The following is a 15,238-nucleotide window of genomic DNA, read 5'->3' as shown; positions in this document are numbered from 1 at the left end:
TCCTGGGCAGGCAGGGACCAACCCGACGCAGGAGGGCGCAATGACCGAACGTACGTTAGCGGATGTGATCGTGGAGCGCCTCACCACGTGGGGTGTGGGGCGGGTCTTCGGCTACAGCGGGGACGGCATCAACGGATTCATGGGTGCCCTGCGCCGCACCGATGGACGGGTTGAGTTCGTCCAGGCCCGGCATGAGGAGTCGGCGCCCTTTATGGCCGTGGGCCATGCCAAGTACACGGGCGGAGTGGGCGTGGTGACCTCCACCCAAGGCCCCGGCGCCGTCCATCTGCTCAACGGGCTGTACGACGCGAAGCTGGACGGCGTGCCGGTGGTGGCCATCGTGGGGCAGCAGAGCCGCACCGTGCTGGGTTCGGCCTACATGCAGGAAATCGACCTCAACGCCTTGTTCAAGGACGTCGCCTCCCAGTTCGTGCAGCTGGTGAGCGCGCCCGAGCAGGTGCCCATGGTGCTGGACCGTGCCTTCCGGACGGCGAAGGCAACCTCCTCCCCCTGCGTGGTCATCATTCCGCATGACGTGCAGTCCGCGCCTGCCCCGGAGCTGGAGCAGCTGCACGGCATCGTTGTCACAGCCCCCTCCTGGAGTGCTGCGGCCAAGAGCCCCCGCGGGGAAGACCTGGCCGCCGCAGCTGCCCTCCTCAATTCCGCAGAGAGGGTGCCCTCCTGGTGGGCCAGGGTGCCAGGCACGCCGGCAAGGAAGTGGTTGCCGTGGCGGAAAAGCTTGGGGCCGGCATCGCCACCAGCCTCCTGGGCAAGCCCTACGTGGATGAGAACCTGCCCTTCGCGGTGGGAACCATGGGGCATCTGGGCACCACGGCCAGTGCCCACCTTCTGGGCAATTGCGACGCCCTCCTCATAGTGGGTTCCAACGACCCCTGGACCGAGTTCTACCCGCCGCCCGGGGCCGCGCGCGCCGTGCAGATCGACATTGACGAGAAGAAGATCGGCAACCGCTACCCCGTGGAGGTGGGCCTGGCGGGAGACGCCGCGTCCGCCCTGGAAGCCTTGAACCAACGGCTGGAACACCGCCCACGCACCCAATGGCGTTCAGATGTGGAGGAGGCCGTCAGCCGGTGGCGCATCCTCTCGGCAGACCGGGCTGCAGTTGCGGCGAGCCCCATTAATCCTGAACGTGTGGTGCGTGAGCTTAACGGCAGGCTGCCGGAGAACGCCCAGCTGAGTGTCGACGTCGGAAGTTGTGTTTACTGGTATGCCCGTCAACTGGTGCTGCCCCTGAACGTCCCGGCGCACCTGTCCGGGACGCTGGCCAGCATGGGCTGCGCCATCCCTTACGGGATTGCCGCCAAGCTGGCGCATCCGGACCGCCCGCTCGTGGCCCTGGCCGGGGACGGTGCCATGCAGATGCTGGGCGTGGCCGAGCTGGTCACGGTGGCGCACAGGTGGCGCCAGTGGCAGGACCCACGGTTCGTGGTGTGCGTCTTCAACAACCGGGAACTTACCGAGGTCACGTGGGAGCAGCGTGAGTCGGAGGCCGAGCCGAGGTTTGCCGCAAGCCAGGAGCTTCCCGATTTTCCGTTCGCCGGCTACGCGGAACTGCTGGGTTTGAGGGGCATCCGGGTGGAGGCCCCGGAGCAAATCGCAGACGCCTGGGACCAGGCCTTCGCCGCGGACTGCCCCGTGGTGATCGAGGTACTGGCCGACCCCGAGGTCCCGTTGCTTCCGCCGTTCCCGGCCGGGCGCCAGAAGGCGGAGAACATGCGGAAAGGGCTGTCAGCGGAGGACGACGGCGGCCGGGCCTCTGCGCTGCTGGACACCTATGCCGCGCACGAGGAGCGACCGGAGGGCTAGCCGCGTGTGCCCGGTCCCTTGGGGAGGAACGGGACTTTCAGGACGGGAGCCGGGTCAGAGCATGACGGCGGTGACGGCAAGGTCATTGCCCGCGTACCGTTCGGCGTCCTGCAGGATTTCGCAGATGATCCCGAACGACCTGTCGCTGCGGAACGGGGCAGCCACCTGCCACAGGACCGTGACGGGCGGGTTGCCATTGTCGGTGATGCTGTCCGCGAAGTCGTGGAGCGAGTCGTTCAGCGCGTCCAGGTTAACGCCATAGTGTTCGGGAAAATCCAGGACCTCACCGAAGGTTTCCAGGACGGCGCGTTTGCTGTCCGCGGGTGGGACCACCACGCTGCGCCGGCCGGCATCCGCCACCTGTTCCTGCAGTTCTTCCAGGGTCCAGGTGTCGCCGGAGAAGATTCTCATGGTTGCGCTAGCTGCCTTCCGCTATGTACTTGAACGTTGCGTAGTGGTCACTGGTGTAATACTTCTCCCCGCCGTCACCGGCGACGATGCGCCGTGCGCCCCGGTCCGGTTCGCCGGGGGTGGGGACGGTGTACTCGCGGTAGTAGCCACGGTTCCGGACCGGCAGGACCCGCTCGAAGTTGCCGAACACCTGCTGGTCCTGGCTGTACTGGAACGGACCGCCCGCCCGGATCAGCCCCAGCACCCGGCGGCCCTCCACGGGAAGGGCGGACTCCCTGATCTCCGGCAGGCTGGACGGGTTCGCGCCCCGCTGCGGCGGGGACTGCTTCGCTGCCGGGGACGTTGCCGCTCCGCCCGGTGTGGGGGTGCGGCTGGAAGCAGTTTCCGGCGTCGTGCCTTCCGTCTGCCGGCCCAGCAGCCCGGCACCGCCGAACGCCACGATGGCCAGCACTACCAGCACGGCCAGGAGCAGGGGGAGGATGGAGCGGTTCCGCATGTGAGCTACGTGCGGTAGATGCTGATGGAGTTGGCCTCGGCCAGGTCGGTTTCCCCCGAAGCCACCTGGATGCCTTGCCGCTGCTTGTGGCGGGGCGAGGTGGTCAGCCGAAGCTCGAACAGGCTTGGATTCTTCCTCCCGGCGTCCGGCAGGGTGACCGTGACGTCCGAGGCACTGCCGTTCACTACCACCAGGCCGGCCAGTTCGCCGCCGTCGTCACCCAGCAGGAGCTGCATGACGCGGTGGTGCGGATCGTTCCAGCGTTCAGCGGACATGGGCTGGCCGTGCTGGTCGAACCAGTAGAGGTAGGACTGCTCGTCCCGCACCGGGAAATCATGCGGCTGGGCAGCCAGGAACTCCTTGCGCAGGCGGATGTACCGTTTGGTGCTGCGCAGCATTTCGTGCGCTTCCGGCGTCATGGTCCAGTCAAGCCAGGTGATGGCATTGTCCTGGCAATAGGCGTTGTTGTTCCCCTGCTGCGTCCGGGCGAGCTCGTCCCCGGCGGTGATCATAGGAACCCCCAGCGAAACCATCAGTGATGCCATCAGGTTCCGCCGCGACTGCGCCCGCCGGGCGAGGATCACACCGTTCTCGGTGGGGCCCTCCACGCCGTGGTTGTAGCTGCGGTTGTCCCCGTGCCCGTCCCTGTTCTCTTCGCCGTTGGCCTCGTTGTGCTTGCGGTCGTAGGACACGAGGTCGTTCATGGTGAAGCCGTCGTGGGCGGTGACGAAGTTGACCGATGCCAGGCGTGACCGGCCGGACGCTTGGAAGAGGCTGGCGGAACCGGACAGGGCGTCGGCGAGTTTGGCCATGGTCCCGCCGTGCCCGCCAGTGTCGATGGCGGCACGGTCTGCCAGCCAAAAGGTACGGACGGCGTCCCGGAAGTGGTCGTTCCAGTCCACCCATCCGGGCGGGAAGCGGCCTGTCTGCCAGCCTCCGTAGCCAATGTCCCAGGGCTCGGCAATCAGCTTGACCTCGGACAGCACGGGGTCGGCGGCGACAGCGGTGAGGAAGGGATGTTCGGGGTCGAATTCGTTCGCGGCGTCCCGGCAGAGCGTGACGGCCAGGTCGAACCGGAATCCGTCAATGTGGTATTCGTCCACCCAGTACCGGAGGGAATCGGTCACCAGCTGGACCACGCGCTGGTCCGCGAAGTTCAGCGTGTTGCCGCAGCCCGTCGTGTCGATGTACCTGCCGTGACCGTCCACGCGGTAGTAGGTGTCCTCCCCCAGTCCGCGGAAGCTCAGGACCGGCCCGCCCGGTCCGGCCTCGGCGGTGTGGTTGTAGACGACGTCGAGGATGACCTCCAGCCCGGCCTCGTGGAGTGCCTTGACCATGGCCTTGAACTCATCCTGGACAGCCTGCGGGCCTTCCTCCCGGGCGGCCCGGGTGGCGTACCCGGGGTGCAAGGCGAAGAACGCAGCGGTGTTGTACCCCCAGTAGTTGGTCAGTCCCAGGTCCTGCAGGTGCGGCTCATCGACGTGGAAGTGCACGGGCAGGAGCTGGACGGAGGTAACGCCCAGGCTGGTCAGGTGCTCCACCACGGCTGGGTGGGCCAGGCCGGCATAGGTGCCCCTCAGCTCTTCCGGCACGTCGGGATGGAGCATGCTCTGGCCACGGACATGGGCTTCGTACACGATCGTGTTGCGCCAGGGAAGGCGCAGGCGTTCGTCCGACCCCCAGTCGAAGTCGGTTGCGGTCCGGACGCTGGTGAGGACGCCGTCGCGCTGGTCCACTCCCCGGCCATAGGGGTCCAGGAGCAGGGGCTGGCTGCCGGAACCGTTCCCATTGCCTGCAGGAAGCCCGGAGGGCAGGATTTGACGGTCCGGCGTGGGACAGAAGCCGTAGTGCGATCCGTAGGGCAGGTCCTCGACAATGCCGTGATGGACGCCGCGCGTAACGTTGGGCAGCGTCTGGACCCGCCACTGGCCGCCCGGAGGGCAGTACACGATGTCCAGGCTGGACACCCCGGGGGCAAGGCAGGCGACGTTGGCGCGCGCGCCGGCGTGGTGGCGGGTACCGCCGGAATCAGCGCGCGGAACGCTGACACCGAGGGGAACAGCCGAGGAGGCATCCATGGCGGAAGCAGTGTCGAAGAGCGGCATGACCATCACCTAAATAGTAGCCGCCAGCGGCACCTGACCTGCCCGTACGCCACAGCGGCGCCGGGTAACCATCCCGGGATACCGGGCTGGAAGTACTTACCCCGCCGCGCGCTGGCGGGAGACCTCGTACAGCGAGATGCCCACTGCCATCGACGCGTTGAGTGACTCCATGGCGGAATCGATGGGGATGGAGACGATCTGGTCGCAGTTCTCACGGACCAGGCGGCTCAGGCCCTTGCCCTCGGAGCCCACAACGATGCACACCGGTTCTTTGGCCAGGGTGAGGTCAGGCAGCGAAACGTCGCCGTCGCCGTCGAGCCCCAGGACGAAGATGCCCATGTTCTTGAACTGCTTCAGGGCGTTGTTCAGGTTGGAGGCGCGGGCCACGGGCACGCGGACCGCCGCGCCGGCGCTGGTTTTCCAGGCCGAGGCGGTGACGCCCACCGAGCGGCGCTCGGGCACGATCACGCCGTGGCCGCTGAAGGCGGAGACGGAGCGGATAATGGCACCCAGGTTCCGGGGGTCCGTGATGCCGTCCAGTGCAACGAAGAGCGGCGCGTTGGCGACGTGCCCCTTCTTCCACTTCTCCACGGTTTCCTCGGCCAGTTCGTAGGCGTCCTGGTAATCGTAAGGCGGGATCTGCAGCACCAGGCCCTGGTGGACGGCGTCGTCCGTCATCCGGTCCAGTTCCGCCTTGCCGGTTTCCATCAGCGGGATGCCGCGTTCGGCGGCGAGCTTCAGGGATTCCTTGACCCGGTCGTCCATCTCGATGCGGATGGCAACGTGCAGGGCTTTGGCAGGGATGCCGGCGCGGAGCGCTTCTACGACCGAATTGCGTCCGGTCACCACTTCCTCGGTGGCACGGCCCTTGGGTCCGGACTTGGCGGCACCGGCACTGCGGGCACCGGTTCCGCGCTTGGCAGCGGAGCGCTCGGCCAGCTGCTTGGCTTTGTGTGCCTTGTGGTACGGACGGTCCTCGGCCTTGGGCGTGGGGCCCTTGCCCTCGAGGGCCTTGCGGCCATGGCCACCGGTTCCGATGGTTGGGCCCTTCTTCGCTTTAACCGATCGGCGACCATTGTTGGCCATGATGTTCCACCCTTGATTGTGTTGACTGAATCTGCCTACCAGTCTACTGACCGAAGAAAAATCGGCAGCGCCGGCAAGCGATCCGTCCCCTGGGGCGGGTGGGGATCAGTCCCGCTTGAGGCTCCACGTGGCGCCGTCCGGGCCGTCTTCCACCACGACGCCGGCCTGGTTGAGCGTGTCCCGGATGGCGTCGGAGGCGGCCCAGTCCTTTTGGGCCCGGGCAGCCGCGCGGGCGGCCAGCTGCGCTTCGACCAGCACGCCAAGGGCCTCGGCCTCCCGGGTTGCCGCGGCAGCGGAGCCTTCGACTGCGTTCAGCCCCAGGACCCCGAGCATGTCGTGGACATGGTGCAGCGCCTGCCGGGCGTCCTCCAGCCGGTCCTCAGTGAGGGCGGTGTTTCCGGAGCGGACGGTGTCATGGAGTACTGCCAGCGCCTGGGGGACGTTCAGGTCGTCATCCATGGCGCGTTCGAACGCCTCGGGAACAAGCCCGTCCGTGGCAAGGGTGTAGGTTCCGTCAGAGGAAAGTGCACGCACGGCCCGGCTGATGAAGCCGTCAATGCGTTCGACGGCGGCCGAGGCCTCCTGCAGGGAGGTGGGCCGGTAGTCCAGGATGGAGCGGTAGTGCGCCTGGCCGAGGTAGTAGCGCACCACCCGCGGCGACGCGAGTTCCAGCATCTCCGCGGGGCTGATGGTGTTGCCGATGGACTTGGACATCTTTTCGCCCTGGTAGGTCACCATGCCGTTGTGCATCCAGAAGTTGGCGAACGGGTGTCCTGCCGCCTGTGACTGCGCCATCTCGTTTTCGTGGTGCGGGAAGCGCAGGTCCAGGCCGCCGCCATGGATATCGAATGCGGTACCCAGGTACTTGGTGACCATGGCCGAGCACTCAAGGTGCCAGCCGGGCCGTCCTGCCCCCCAGGGCGAAGCCCAGCTGGCGGTGGCCGGCTCCCCTTCTTTGGAGCCCTTCCACAGCGCAAAGTCGCGGGGGTCCTTCTTGCCGCGGGGGTCGGCGTCGGGCGCTGCCTGCATGTCATCGATGTTCTGCCGGGTCAGTGCGCCGTAAGTGTCCCACGAACGGACGTCGAAGTACACGTCCCCTGAATCATCCAGGGCAGGATAGGCATGGCCGCGGTCAATGAGCTGCTGGATCAGGGCATGCATCTCGGGGATGTGCCCGGTGGCCCGGGGTTCGTACGTGGGCCGGGAGACGCCAAGGGTGTCGTAGGCCTTCAGGAATTCCTGCTCGTAGCGGTACGCCAGCGCCCACCATTCCTCCTGAGGCACTTCGCCCACCTCCGGGCTGAAGTCCGGCGCGAACGAAGCCTCGGACTTGGCCAGGATCTTGTCGTCGATGTCCGTCACGTTGCGGACGACCGTGACGCGCAGGCCCCGGTACTCAAGCCAGCGGGTGAGCTGGTCAAAGGCGATGGCGGAGCGGATGTGCCCCACGTGCGGCATGCCCTGGACGGTGGCGCCGCAGTAGTAGAGGCTGACCTTGCCGTCGACGATGGGGACGAAGTTCCGGACTTCGGCGGAGGCGGTGTCATAGAAGCGCAGGGTCACCGCTCCAGACTAACTGATGGGCTGGGGCTGCTGGGGGTACACCAGCGCGGTGGCCACCGCCGAAATGCCTTCCCCGCGTCCGGTGAATCCCAGGCCGTCGCTGGTGGTTGCCGTGACGCCCACAGAGGCGCCTGCGGCTTCGCTGAGGACCTTTTGGGATTCTTCCCTGCGCGGCCCGAACTTGGGCCGGTTGGCCACGAACTGCACCGCAACGTTGCCAATTTCGAACCCGGCTGCCCGGACAATCCGGGCGGCTTCGGCCAGGAGGGTGGCGCCGGATGCGCCGGCGAACTCCGGGCGGTCGGTGCCGAAGTGGGTGCCAAGGTCGCCGATACCGGCGGCCGAGAACAGGGCGTCCGCGGCCGCATGGGCGACGGCGTCACCATCTGAGTGCCCGGCGAGGCCCCGTTCGCCGGGCCATAGGAGTCCACCGAGCCAGAGGGGCCGGGGCGAGTCTTCCGGCGCGTAGGCATGGACGTCGATTCCCACCCCGGTGCGCGGCAGAACCATCTCCGCGCTCATCCTTCCACCCACCGGGCGCCGAGCGGGCCTTCCAGGAGCCCTTCCGCGAAGATCAGGTCAAGGGGCGTTGTGATCTTAAGGGACTGCGTTGATCCGCGGACGGCATGGACGGGGGTGCCGAGCATCTCCACCAGCATGGCGTCGTCGGTGACGGCCGCGGACTGCTGCTGGTCCAGGGACTGTGCGGCCTGGTGCGCCTGCAGCAGCGCGCCGATCCGGAAACCCTGGGGCGTCTGCACGGCCCGGAGCTCCTGGCGGCGGGCTGTCCCCGTGACAACTTCGGGTGCAAAGGCCGCGTCCTCCCCGGTAGTGGCGGCCACCGTTTTGACGGTGTCTACCACGGGCAGCGCCGGAATGACGGCGGCAGCGCCGGCGGCAAGGGCATCGGAGACGCGGTGGAAAACGGATTCGGGCGTGAGCGCGCGGGCGGCGTCGTGGACCAGGACCGCCTCGATGCCGTCCATCAGTGCCGAGATGCCTGCGCGGACGGAGTCGGCCCGGGTGGCTCCGCCGTCGACAATCGTCAGGAGTGGACCACCATCGGCAAGCTCGCCACGGAAGTCGTCACACAACTCCCGCAGGCCCCGGTCATCGGCAGGCAGCGCCACGCACACCTGGCTCGCCACTCCTGACGCGACAATGCCCCGCAGGGCATGTATCAGGATGGGCTCGCCGCCGAGCGGAACAGCGGCCTTGGGCATGCCGTAGCCGAGGCGCTGCCCGGAACCGGCGGCCACGAGGATGACGGCCGTGACCAGGCGCGTGGGTGATTCACTCATGCGGACTAGCCTACGACGCCGCCACTGCGGTCAGGCGGCTTGGACACCGGCGGGTGATGCCAAAAAAAGAAGCCCCGGCGGCACTTGCGTGCCGCCGGGGCTAAATTCTTAGGAAGCCAGGACCTCGTCGAGAACGCTTGCAGCCTTCTCCTCGTCGGTCTTTTCAGCCAGCGCCAGTTCTGAAATCAGAATCTGACGGGCTTTGGCCAGCATACGCTTCTCGCCTGCGGAAAGGCCCCGGTCGTGATCCCGGCGCCACAGGTCGCGAACGACCTCTGCCACCTTGATGACGTCACCGGAAGCAAGCTTCTCCAGATTTGCCTTGTACCTGCGTGACCAGTTGGTGGGTTCCTCGGTGAACTCGGCGCGGAGCACATCAAACACGTGCTCCAGGCCTTCCTTGCCCACTACGTCCCGGACCCCAACAAGGTCAACGTTCTCTGCTGGAACTTCAATGGTCAGATCACCCTGAGCCACCTTGAGCTTGAGATACATCTTCTCTTCGCCCTTGATGGTGCGCATCTTGATTTCTTCAATCTTCGCAGCACCGTGGTGAGGGTAAACTACTGTCTCGCCGACCTCAAATACCATGTGGACATTTCCCCTTTCCCGCAGACCAGTTTATCACGATTCAGGCATATGACCGGCCGGAGAAAGGGCCTCCAACCGCGAAAATACGCGGAAAATGGGCCCAATCAACCCCCTTCACCCCCTTGACGGATGGGAGGATTAGTGCATCAGGTGAGCGCTCCCACAGTGGATGTGACACCGCCGAATCCTCGTTTGCCCCTCATTGCGGATAGGCTATGGGCTGAAAAAGACTTCAAATTTCTCGAGGAGTACGTGACGTGCGTTCCACTGCGATGAACCGGGCCCAGCGCGGCAAACTGGCACTGACGGCTGCTGCCCTTGGCGCCAGCCTGCTGACCGCGGGCTGCGGTTACATCACGCCCCAGCAGACCAGCCATCAGTACTCCGCCTCGGACGGCATCCGCGCGGACCTCGGTCCCCTGCAGTTGCGGAACATCCTGATTGTTTCCACCGGCGAGGACAAGCCCGGCCGCCTGATCGGCGCCGTTTACAACTCCTCTTCCAAGGACGTGAAGCTCACGGTCAACGGCGCCAAGGGCTCGCAGACCGAGGTACCGGTGAAGGCCAACTCGTACACGCTCCTCAACGAGAAGTCCGACGAAGCCATCCTGAGCACCACTGGTGGCCAGCCCGGCTCCCTGGTGGACGTCAAGATCAGCGAGAACGGCACCAACGTCAGCAACACCGTCAAGGTTCCCGTCCTGGACGCCACGCTGGAGGAGTACAAGGACTACGTACCTACGCCGAGCGCTTCGGCAACGTCCTCGTCGTCCGCTTCTTCATCCGCCACCCCCTCTGCCGGCGCAACCACCAGCGCCACTTCGAGCGCCTCCGCCCCGGCTACTGCCACCGCGACCGCCACGAGCCGCTAAGCAGGCGCCGGAACCCCGGACACAACGAAAGGGAGGAGCCCACTGGCTCCTCCCTTTTGTTATGCCTGCTGACGGAGTCCCGGTACGGCCTACGGCTCGAATTTGTACCCAAGGCCGCGGACGGTCACCAGGTAGCGGGGAGCGGACGGATCGGGTTCGATCTTGCCGCGGAGGCGCTTCACGTGGACGTCAAGGGTCTTGGTATCGCCCACGTAGTCGGAGCCCCAGACGCGGTCGATGAGCTGGCCGCGGGTCAGCACCCTGCCCGAGTTGCGCAGCAGCATCTCCAGGAGCTCGAACTCCTTCAAGGGAAGCAGGACCTGCTGGCCGTCCACGCTCACCACGTGCCGTTCGATGTCCATGCGGACCGGACCGGCCTGGACGGTTGAGGAAATCAGCTCCTCAGGCTCCCCCTGGCGCCGCAATACCGCCCGGACGCGGGCCACCAGTTCGCGGGAGGAGTAGGGCTTGGTGACGTAATCGTCAGCACCGAGTTCCAGGCCCACCACCTTGTCGATTTCCGAGTCCTTGGCGGTCAGCATGATGACGGGGACGCTTGAGCGCTGGCGGAGCTGCCGGCACACCTCAGTGCCGGAGAGGCCCGGGAGCTGCAGGTCAAGCAACACCAGGTCGGCGCCGTTGCGGTCGAATTCGGTGATGGCATCAAGGCCGTTGTCCACCACCTCCACCTCGAACCCTTCTTTGCCCAGCAAATAGGACAAGGGATCGCTGAACGACTCCTCGTCCTCGACAATCAAAATCCTGCTCAAGCGCTGGCTCCTCGATCTGTTGCGCCGGCGGCGCGGGGTAGGTGGGTAAGACTGGGTTTTTCCGGCGCCTGTGCCGGTGCTTCCGGCCCGGCCGGCGCGGCCTCGCCGTCCTGGCCTTCCATTTCGGGCAGCCGGAGGGTGAAGGTTGACCCTTGCCCGGGCTGGGACCAGAGGGTCACTTCGCCGCCGTGGTTGGACGCCACGTGCTTCACGATGCTCAGGCCCAGGCCGGTACCGCCCGTCTGGCGGGAACGGGCGGCGTCCACCCGGTAGAAGCGTTCGAACACGCGTTCCTGGTCCTCAGGGGTCAGCCCCTCGCCCTGGTCCGTCACGGAAATCGAGACTACGCCTTCCCTGGAACGTACACCGATCCCCACCCGGGTGTTGTCGGGTGAATAGCGGATGGCGTTGTCGATAAGGTTTCGCAGCGCCGTCACCAGCAGGTCCTGGTCACCGAAGACCTTGCCCTCGGTGCGGCCGCCCACCACGATGCTGATGTTCTTGCTTTCCGCGGGAAGCTGCGACCGGTCCACGGCCTCGGCGATGACGGCGTTGATGTCCACCGGGCCGCCCTGCTGGGTCACGCTGGCGCCCTGCAGGCGGGAAAGTTCGATGATGTCCTGGACCAGGGCGGCCAGGCGGGCGGATTCCTTGTGCATGCGCTTGGCGAAGCGGCGGACAGCGTCAGGATCGTCGGCGGAGGATTCGAGCGCCTCGGCCAGCAGCGAAATGGCACCCACGGGGGTTTTCAGTTCGTGGGATACGTTGGCGACGAAATCGTTGCGGATCTCTTCGGTGCGCGTGATCTCCGTCCGGTCATCGGCGAGGAGCAGGATGTATTCCTCACCCAGCATGGCCGCCCGCACCTGGACGATGATGGTTCCCTTGCCCAGCGGCCCCCTCGGGAGTTCGAGCTGCTTTTCCAGGATGACGCCGTCCCGCCGGACTCCCGCGGTCATGTCCAGGAGTTCCCTGTGGACCACGGTGTGCCCGCGGACCAGGCCGTACGCGTACGCTGCGGGGCTGGCCCGGACCACGCCGTCCACGTCGTCCAGCACCACAAAAGCCCGTCCGACGACGGCGAGCACCTCCGCTGCGCCGGGCGGCAGTGCCAGCTCCCCGGCGTCGATCTCCAGCAGCTCGCGCTGCTTCTCGCTGACCCGGTAGGCAAGCACGCCGAACGTGCCAAGCGCCAGGCCGATAAGGCCGGCAACCAGACCAATGAGCATAGGATCCACAGCTCCACTTTATGCTCTTGCCCTAAGCCCCCTGCCGACTTCCGGCCTATCCGGCCAACGGTTCAACTAACGTTCATCTGTGTGGGCATAATCGTTTACCGGGCGATGACAGAGTTGGTGGTCAGAGCGCCTAATGGCGACACGATTCCTGCTGCCCTGCAGCGGCCGGCGGGAGTTCCAAGGAAAGGACGCCTACGTGCGTAAGGTTTTTCAGGAAGAGCTCACCCAGGTCGGTGACCAGCTGGTGGAGATCTCCCGACTGGTCAGCGAAGCGATCAACAAGGCCACTACCTCGTTCCAGGTAGCGGACGTGGACCTCGCCCAGGATGTCATCGCCGCGGACGCGCGCATCGATTTCCTGCAGAACAGCCTCGATGAGCGGGCCATCGACATTCTGGCACTGCAGGGTCCTGTCGCCAGCGACCTGCGCATGATCGTCGGTTCCCTGCGGATGAGCGCGTCCCTCGAGCGGATGGGTGACCTGGCCCGCCACATCGCCCAGCTGGCCCGCCTCCGCTACCCCTCCACGGTGATTCCGGAGTCCATGACGGAGACCTTCAACCGGATGGCCGAGCTCGACCAGGAGATCGCCGACAAGCTGACCGTCCTGCTTGAAAGCCGCGACCTCGAGGTGGCCAGGGACATCCTCAAAGCCAACACGGCGATCAATGACCTGCACCTGAGCGTCTTCAAGGCCATCGCCGCGCCTGAGTGGCACGAGTCCCCCGCCACCACCGTGGACGTGGCCCTCGCCAGCCGCTACTTCGAGCGCTTCGCCGACCACGGCGTCTCCGTCGCCCAGAAGGTGACCTACCTGGTCACGGGCGCATGGCAGCCCACCGGGACAGAACACAGCTGACACCCAAGCTGCCGGAGGACGACGGCGGGCCGGTCACCTGAGGTGACCGGCCCGCCGTCGAACGGGTTTAATGTCCTATTTCTTGCCCTGGTTTGCCACTGCCAGGATGGCTTCTTCGGCAGCTTCGGGGTCCAGGTACGTTCCGCCGGGCTTGACCGGCTTGAAGTCCTCGTCCAGTTCGTACACCAGCGGGATGCCGGTGGGGATGTTCAGGCCGGCGATGGCTTCGTCGCTGATGCCGTCGAGGTGCTTGACCAGGGCACGCAGCGAGTTGCCGTGTGCGGTCACCAGGACCGTCTTGCCTGCCTTGAGGTCCTCCTTGATGTCCGATTCCCAGTAGGGCAGGAGCCGCACCAGGACATCCTTAAGGCACTCGGTGCGCGGCAGGGCATCGCCGAGTCCCGCGTAACGGGGGTCGTGCGCCTGGGAGAACTCGGAGTTGTCGTCGAGGGGCGGCGGCGGGGTGTCGTAGGAACGGCGCCATTCCATGAACTGCTCTTCGCCGTATTCGGCGAGGGTCTGCGCCTTGTCCTTGCCCTGCAGCGCGCCGTAGTGGCGTTCGTTCAGGCGCCAGTCGCGCTTGACCGGAATCCAGCCGCGGTCGGCCTTGTCCAGGGCGATGTTCGCGGTGTTGATGGCCCGCTTCAGCAGGGAGGTGTAGAGCACGTCCGGAAGGATGTTGTTCTCCACCAGCAGCTCACCGCCGCGCGCTGCTTCCGCGCGGCCCTGGTCGTTCAGGTCAACGTCCACCCAGCCGGTGAACAGGTTCTTTGCGTTCCATTCGCTGTGGCCGTGGCGCAGCAGAATCAGCTTGTAAGTCATGATTTTCATCCTAGCCGAGCAGTGTTGCCGCCCGCCCAGCGTTACAAGCCAGGCCGCGGTGGGCCCGCTTCCGCCAGGGCCAGGGATAGGGTTGTGCGGTGGTTCAAAAGGCTGAACGGGTGAACTCCCCGCAACTATCCGGCAGGACATCGGCCGCCCGGCAGGGCCGTCCGGTGGGCAACGTCACCCGCGGCACCACCAACCCCAACCGGATGCGCCGGGTGGACCGCTGGCTGGCCGGACCTCAGGCCTGGCGCCTGCGGTCGGCGGCTGACCCGCTCGTCATTGACCTGGGCTACGGCGCAACACCAGCCACCGCCGTCGAACTCCATGAAAGGCTCGCCGCTGTCCGGCCGGACGTGCGGGTCTGCGGGATCGAGATCGAACCGGAGCGCGTCCGCGCTGCGCTTCCGCTGCAGCGGCCCGGGCTGACCTTCCACCTGGGCGGCTTCGAGCTGCCCGTTCCCGGCCATCCTGTCCTGGTCCGCGCCTTCAATGTCCTGCGGCAGTACGAGGAAGCTGATGTCCGGGGCATCTGGCAGCTGGTGCAGGGCAGGTTGTCGCCGGGCGGCATATTCGTGGACGGCACGTGCGACGAGATCGGGCGGCGCGTGGCGTGGGTGACCCTCGACCGGGTCCGTCCGCTGTCGCTGAGCATCTCGGTCCGTTTCGGGAGCTTCGACCTGCCTTCGGACGTGGCCGAGCGGCTTCCCAAGGCCTTGATCCACCGCAACGTCCCTGGCGAACCTGTTCATGCCTTCATGCAGGCGATGGACCGCGCATGGCTTGGGAGCGCGCCGCTCGCCTCGTTCGGCAACAGGCAGCGCTGGGTCGGCATGTGCCGGGGCCTGCGCGAGGCCGGGTGGCCGGTGCAGGACGGGCCGGCCAGGTGGCGGCTGGGCGAGCTGACGGTGGACTGGGCGGCCGTGGAACCTGGTTACCAGGGGCCGTAGGGGCCCATGTTGCGGCTGCCGCCGCGGCCTGCGTCCTTCACTGCGGGACGGACGTCGGCCAGGTAGACGGAGGCTGCCACCACGGCGGCGAGCCCGAAGAGGCCAAGGGTGCTGACAATGCCGCCACCGGCGCCGAACAGCGAAATGATGCCCACCAGCAACGCACCGCCGGTGAGGGCAAGCCAGAACGTCTTGGTCCGCTTGCCCGTGGCTTCGAAGGCGTTGGCCCGGTGCCTGGCACAGTCCACGAACGCCCACAGTTCAAGCCCCAGGGCCACCAGGCCAAGGATAAAGAACACTGCCTGCTCTACGTACGCGATAATTATTCGACCGTCCACAAGCCC

The 15,238-nt window shown here is 66.4% G+C and carries 15 protein-coding genes and 1 pseudogene; 4 read left to right on the top strand and 12 right to left on the bottom strand.

Features of this window, described 5'->3' with window-relative positions; translation table 11 throughout:
• Positions 1-40 precede the first annotated feature (40 nt).
• A pseudogene (locus LDO86_RS03670) lies at positions 41-1,827 on the top strand (thiamine pyrophosphate-requiring protein).
• Between the two features lie 54 nt (positions 1,828-1,881).
• Here LDO86_RS03670 and LDO86_RS03665 read toward each other — a convergent pair.
• The 8 genes from LDO86_RS03665 to LDO86_RS03630 form a co-directional block, all read right to left on the bottom strand.
• The gene (locus LDO86_RS03665; protein WP_018771183.1) at positions 1,882-2,238 is read right to left on the bottom strand and encodes a barstar family protein; all 357 of its coding nucleotides are present in this window, start codon (positions 2,236-2,238) and stop codon (positions 1,882-1,884) included.
• A gap of 7 nt (positions 2,239-2,245) precedes the next feature.
• The gene (locus tag LDO86_RS03660) at positions 2,246-2,734 is read right to left on the bottom strand and encodes a ribonuclease domain-containing protein (RefSeq protein WP_018771184.1); all 489 of its coding nucleotides are present in this window, start codon (positions 2,732-2,734) and stop codon (positions 2,246-2,248) included.
• Positions 2,735-2,739: 5 nt separating this feature from the next.
• Positions 2,740-4,845 carry a glycogen debranching protein GlgX gene (glgX, locus tag LDO86_RS03655; RefSeq protein WP_224084284.1) on the bottom strand — a complete coding sequence of 702 codons (2,106 nt, stop codon included), beginning with the start codon at positions 4,843-4,845 and terminating at the stop codon, positions 2,740-2,742.
• A gap of 90 nt (positions 4,846-4,935) precedes the next feature.
• Positions 4,936-5,925: a 23S rRNA (guanosine(2251)-2'-O)-methyltransferase RlmB gene (gene rlmB / locus LDO86_RS03650; RefSeq protein WP_018771186.1), complete on the bottom strand. Its 990-nt coding sequence runs from the start codon at positions 5,923-5,925 to the stop codon at positions 4,936-4,938.
• 105 nt (positions 5,926-6,030) lie between these two features.
• Positions 6,031-7,488, bottom strand: coding sequence for a cysteine--tRNA ligase (cysS, locus tag LDO86_RS03645; RefSeq protein WP_224084283.1), 1,458 nt, complete (start codon positions 7,486-7,488; stop codon positions 6,031-6,033).
• A gap of 9 nt (positions 7,489-7,497) precedes the next feature.
• Positions 7,498-7,998, bottom strand: coding sequence for a 2-C-methyl-D-erythritol 2,4-cyclodiphosphate synthase (gene ispF, locus LDO86_RS03640; RefSeq protein ID WP_018771188.1), 501 nt, complete (start codon positions 7,996-7,998; stop codon positions 7,498-7,500).
• Positions 7,999-8,006: 8 nt separating this feature from the next.
• The gene (gene ispD, locus LDO86_RS03635) at positions 8,007-8,789 is read right to left on the bottom strand and encodes a 2-C-methyl-D-erythritol 4-phosphate cytidylyltransferase (RefSeq protein WP_224084282.1); all 783 of its coding nucleotides are present in this window, start codon (positions 8,787-8,789) and stop codon (positions 8,007-8,009) included.
• A gap of 108 nt (positions 8,790-8,897) precedes the next feature.
• Positions 8,898-9,380: a CarD family transcriptional regulator gene (locus LDO86_RS03630; protein ID WP_011690592.1), complete on the bottom strand. Its 483-nt coding sequence runs from the start codon at positions 9,378-9,380 to the stop codon at positions 8,898-8,900.
• A 272-nt stretch (positions 9,381-9,652) separates the two neighbouring features.
• Here LDO86_RS03630 and LDO86_RS03625 point away from each other — a divergent pair, with 272 nt between their 5' ends.
• On the top strand, positions 9,653-10,252 hold the full coding sequence (locus LDO86_RS03625; protein ID WP_056389217.1) for a hypothetical protein: 600 nt from the start codon (positions 9,653-9,655) through the stop codon (positions 10,250-10,252).
• A gap of 89 nt (positions 10,253-10,341) precedes the next feature.
• On the opposite strand, the gene LDO86_RS03620 is transcribed toward LDO86_RS03625, so the two are convergent.
• Entirely contained in the window at positions 10,342-11,022 is a 681-nt protein-coding gene (locus LDO86_RS03620) for a response regulator transcription factor (RefSeq protein ID WP_026266060.1), read from the bottom strand.
• Positions 11,019-12,251 (bottom strand): ATP-binding protein, encoded by a 1,233-nt coding sequence (locus LDO86_RS03615; RefSeq protein WP_224084464.1) that lies wholly within the window; start codon positions 12,249-12,251, stop codon positions 11,019-11,021. Before LDO86_RS03615 ends, LDO86_RS03620 begins: the two co-directional genes overlap by 4 nt.
• A gap of 205 nt (positions 12,252-12,456) precedes the next feature.
• Here LDO86_RS03615 and phoU point away from each other — a divergent pair, with 205 nt between their 5' ends.
• Positions 12,457-13,119, top strand: coding sequence for a phosphate signaling complex protein PhoU (phoU, locus tag LDO86_RS03610; RefSeq protein WP_018771193.1), 663 nt, complete (start codon positions 12,457-12,459; stop codon positions 13,117-13,119).
• A 75-nt stretch (positions 13,120-13,194) separates the two neighbouring features.
• Here the strand turns inward: phoU and LDO86_RS03605 are convergent, their stop codons facing one another.
• Positions 13,195-13,941 carry a phosphoglyceromutase gene (locus LDO86_RS03605; RefSeq protein ID WP_018771194.1) on the bottom strand — a complete coding sequence of 249 codons (747 nt, stop codon included), beginning with the start codon at positions 13,939-13,941 and terminating at the stop codon, positions 13,195-13,197.
• Between the two features lie 119 nt (positions 13,942-14,060).
• Here LDO86_RS03605 and LDO86_RS03600 point away from each other — a divergent pair, with 119 nt between their 5' ends.
• Positions 14,061-14,894 carry a class I SAM-dependent methyltransferase gene (locus LDO86_RS03600; protein WP_223993856.1) on the top strand — a complete coding sequence of 278 codons (834 nt, stop codon included), beginning with the start codon at positions 14,061-14,063 and terminating at the stop codon, positions 14,892-14,894.
• On the opposite strand, the gene LDO86_RS03595 is transcribed toward LDO86_RS03600, so the two are convergent.
• Positions 14,879-15,232, bottom strand: a complete 354-nt coding sequence (locus LDO86_RS03595; RefSeq protein ID WP_224084281.1) for a DUF2516 family protein — start codon at positions 15,230-15,232, stop codon at positions 14,879-14,881. The two genes, LDO86_RS03600 and LDO86_RS03595, sit on opposite strands and share 16 nt — an antisense overlap.
• Positions 15,233-15,238 lie beyond the last annotated feature (6 nt).

The organism is Arthrobacter sp. StoSoilB19 (genome assembly GCF_019977275.1).
Lineage (GTDB): Bacteria > Actinomycetota > Actinomycetes > Actinomycetales > Micrococcaceae > Arthrobacter.
This window is presented reverse-complemented; position numbering and strand designations above follow the sequence as displayed.

Bases quoted from the DNA above. Each gene is read 5' to 3' on its own strand.
- LDO86_RS03665 (WP_018771183.1), bottom strand. From the start codon at position 2,238: ATGAGAATCTTCTCCGGCGACACCTGGACCCTGGAAGAACTGCAGGAA.
- LDO86_RS03660 (WP_018771184.1), bottom strand. From the start codon at position 2,734: ATGCGGAACCGCTCCATCCTCCCCCTGCTCCTGGCCGTGCTGGTAGTG.
- glgX (WP_224084284.1), bottom strand. From the start codon at position 4,845: ATGGTCATGCCGCTCTTCGACACTGCTTCCGCCATGGATGCCTCCTCG.
- rlmB (WP_018771186.1), bottom strand. From the start codon at position 5,925: ATGGCCAACAATGGTCGCCGATCGGTTAAAGCGAAGAAGGGCCCAACC.
- ispF (WP_018771188.1), bottom strand. From the start codon at position 7,998: ATGGTTCTGCCGCGCACCGGGGTGGGAATCGACGTCCATGCCTACGCG.
- ispD (WP_224084282.1), bottom strand. From the start codon at position 8,789: ATGAGTGAATCACCCACGCGCCTGGTCACGGCCGTCATCCTCGTGGCC.
- LDO86_RS03630 (WP_011690592.1), bottom strand. From the start codon at position 9,380: ATGGTATTTGAGGTCGGCGAGACAGTAGTTTACCCTCACCACGGTGCT.
- LDO86_RS03625 (WP_056389217.1), top strand. From the start codon at position 9,653: ATGAACCGGGCCCAGCGCGGCAAACTGGCACTGACGGCTGCTGCCCTT.
- LDO86_RS03615 (WP_224084464.1), bottom strand. From the start codon at position 12,251: ATGCTCATTGGTCTGGTTGCCGGCCTTATCGGCCTGGCGCTTGGCACG.
- LDO86_RS03605 (WP_018771194.1), bottom strand. From the start codon at position 13,941: ATGACTTACAAGCTGATTCTGCTGCGCCACGGCCACAGCGAATGGAAC.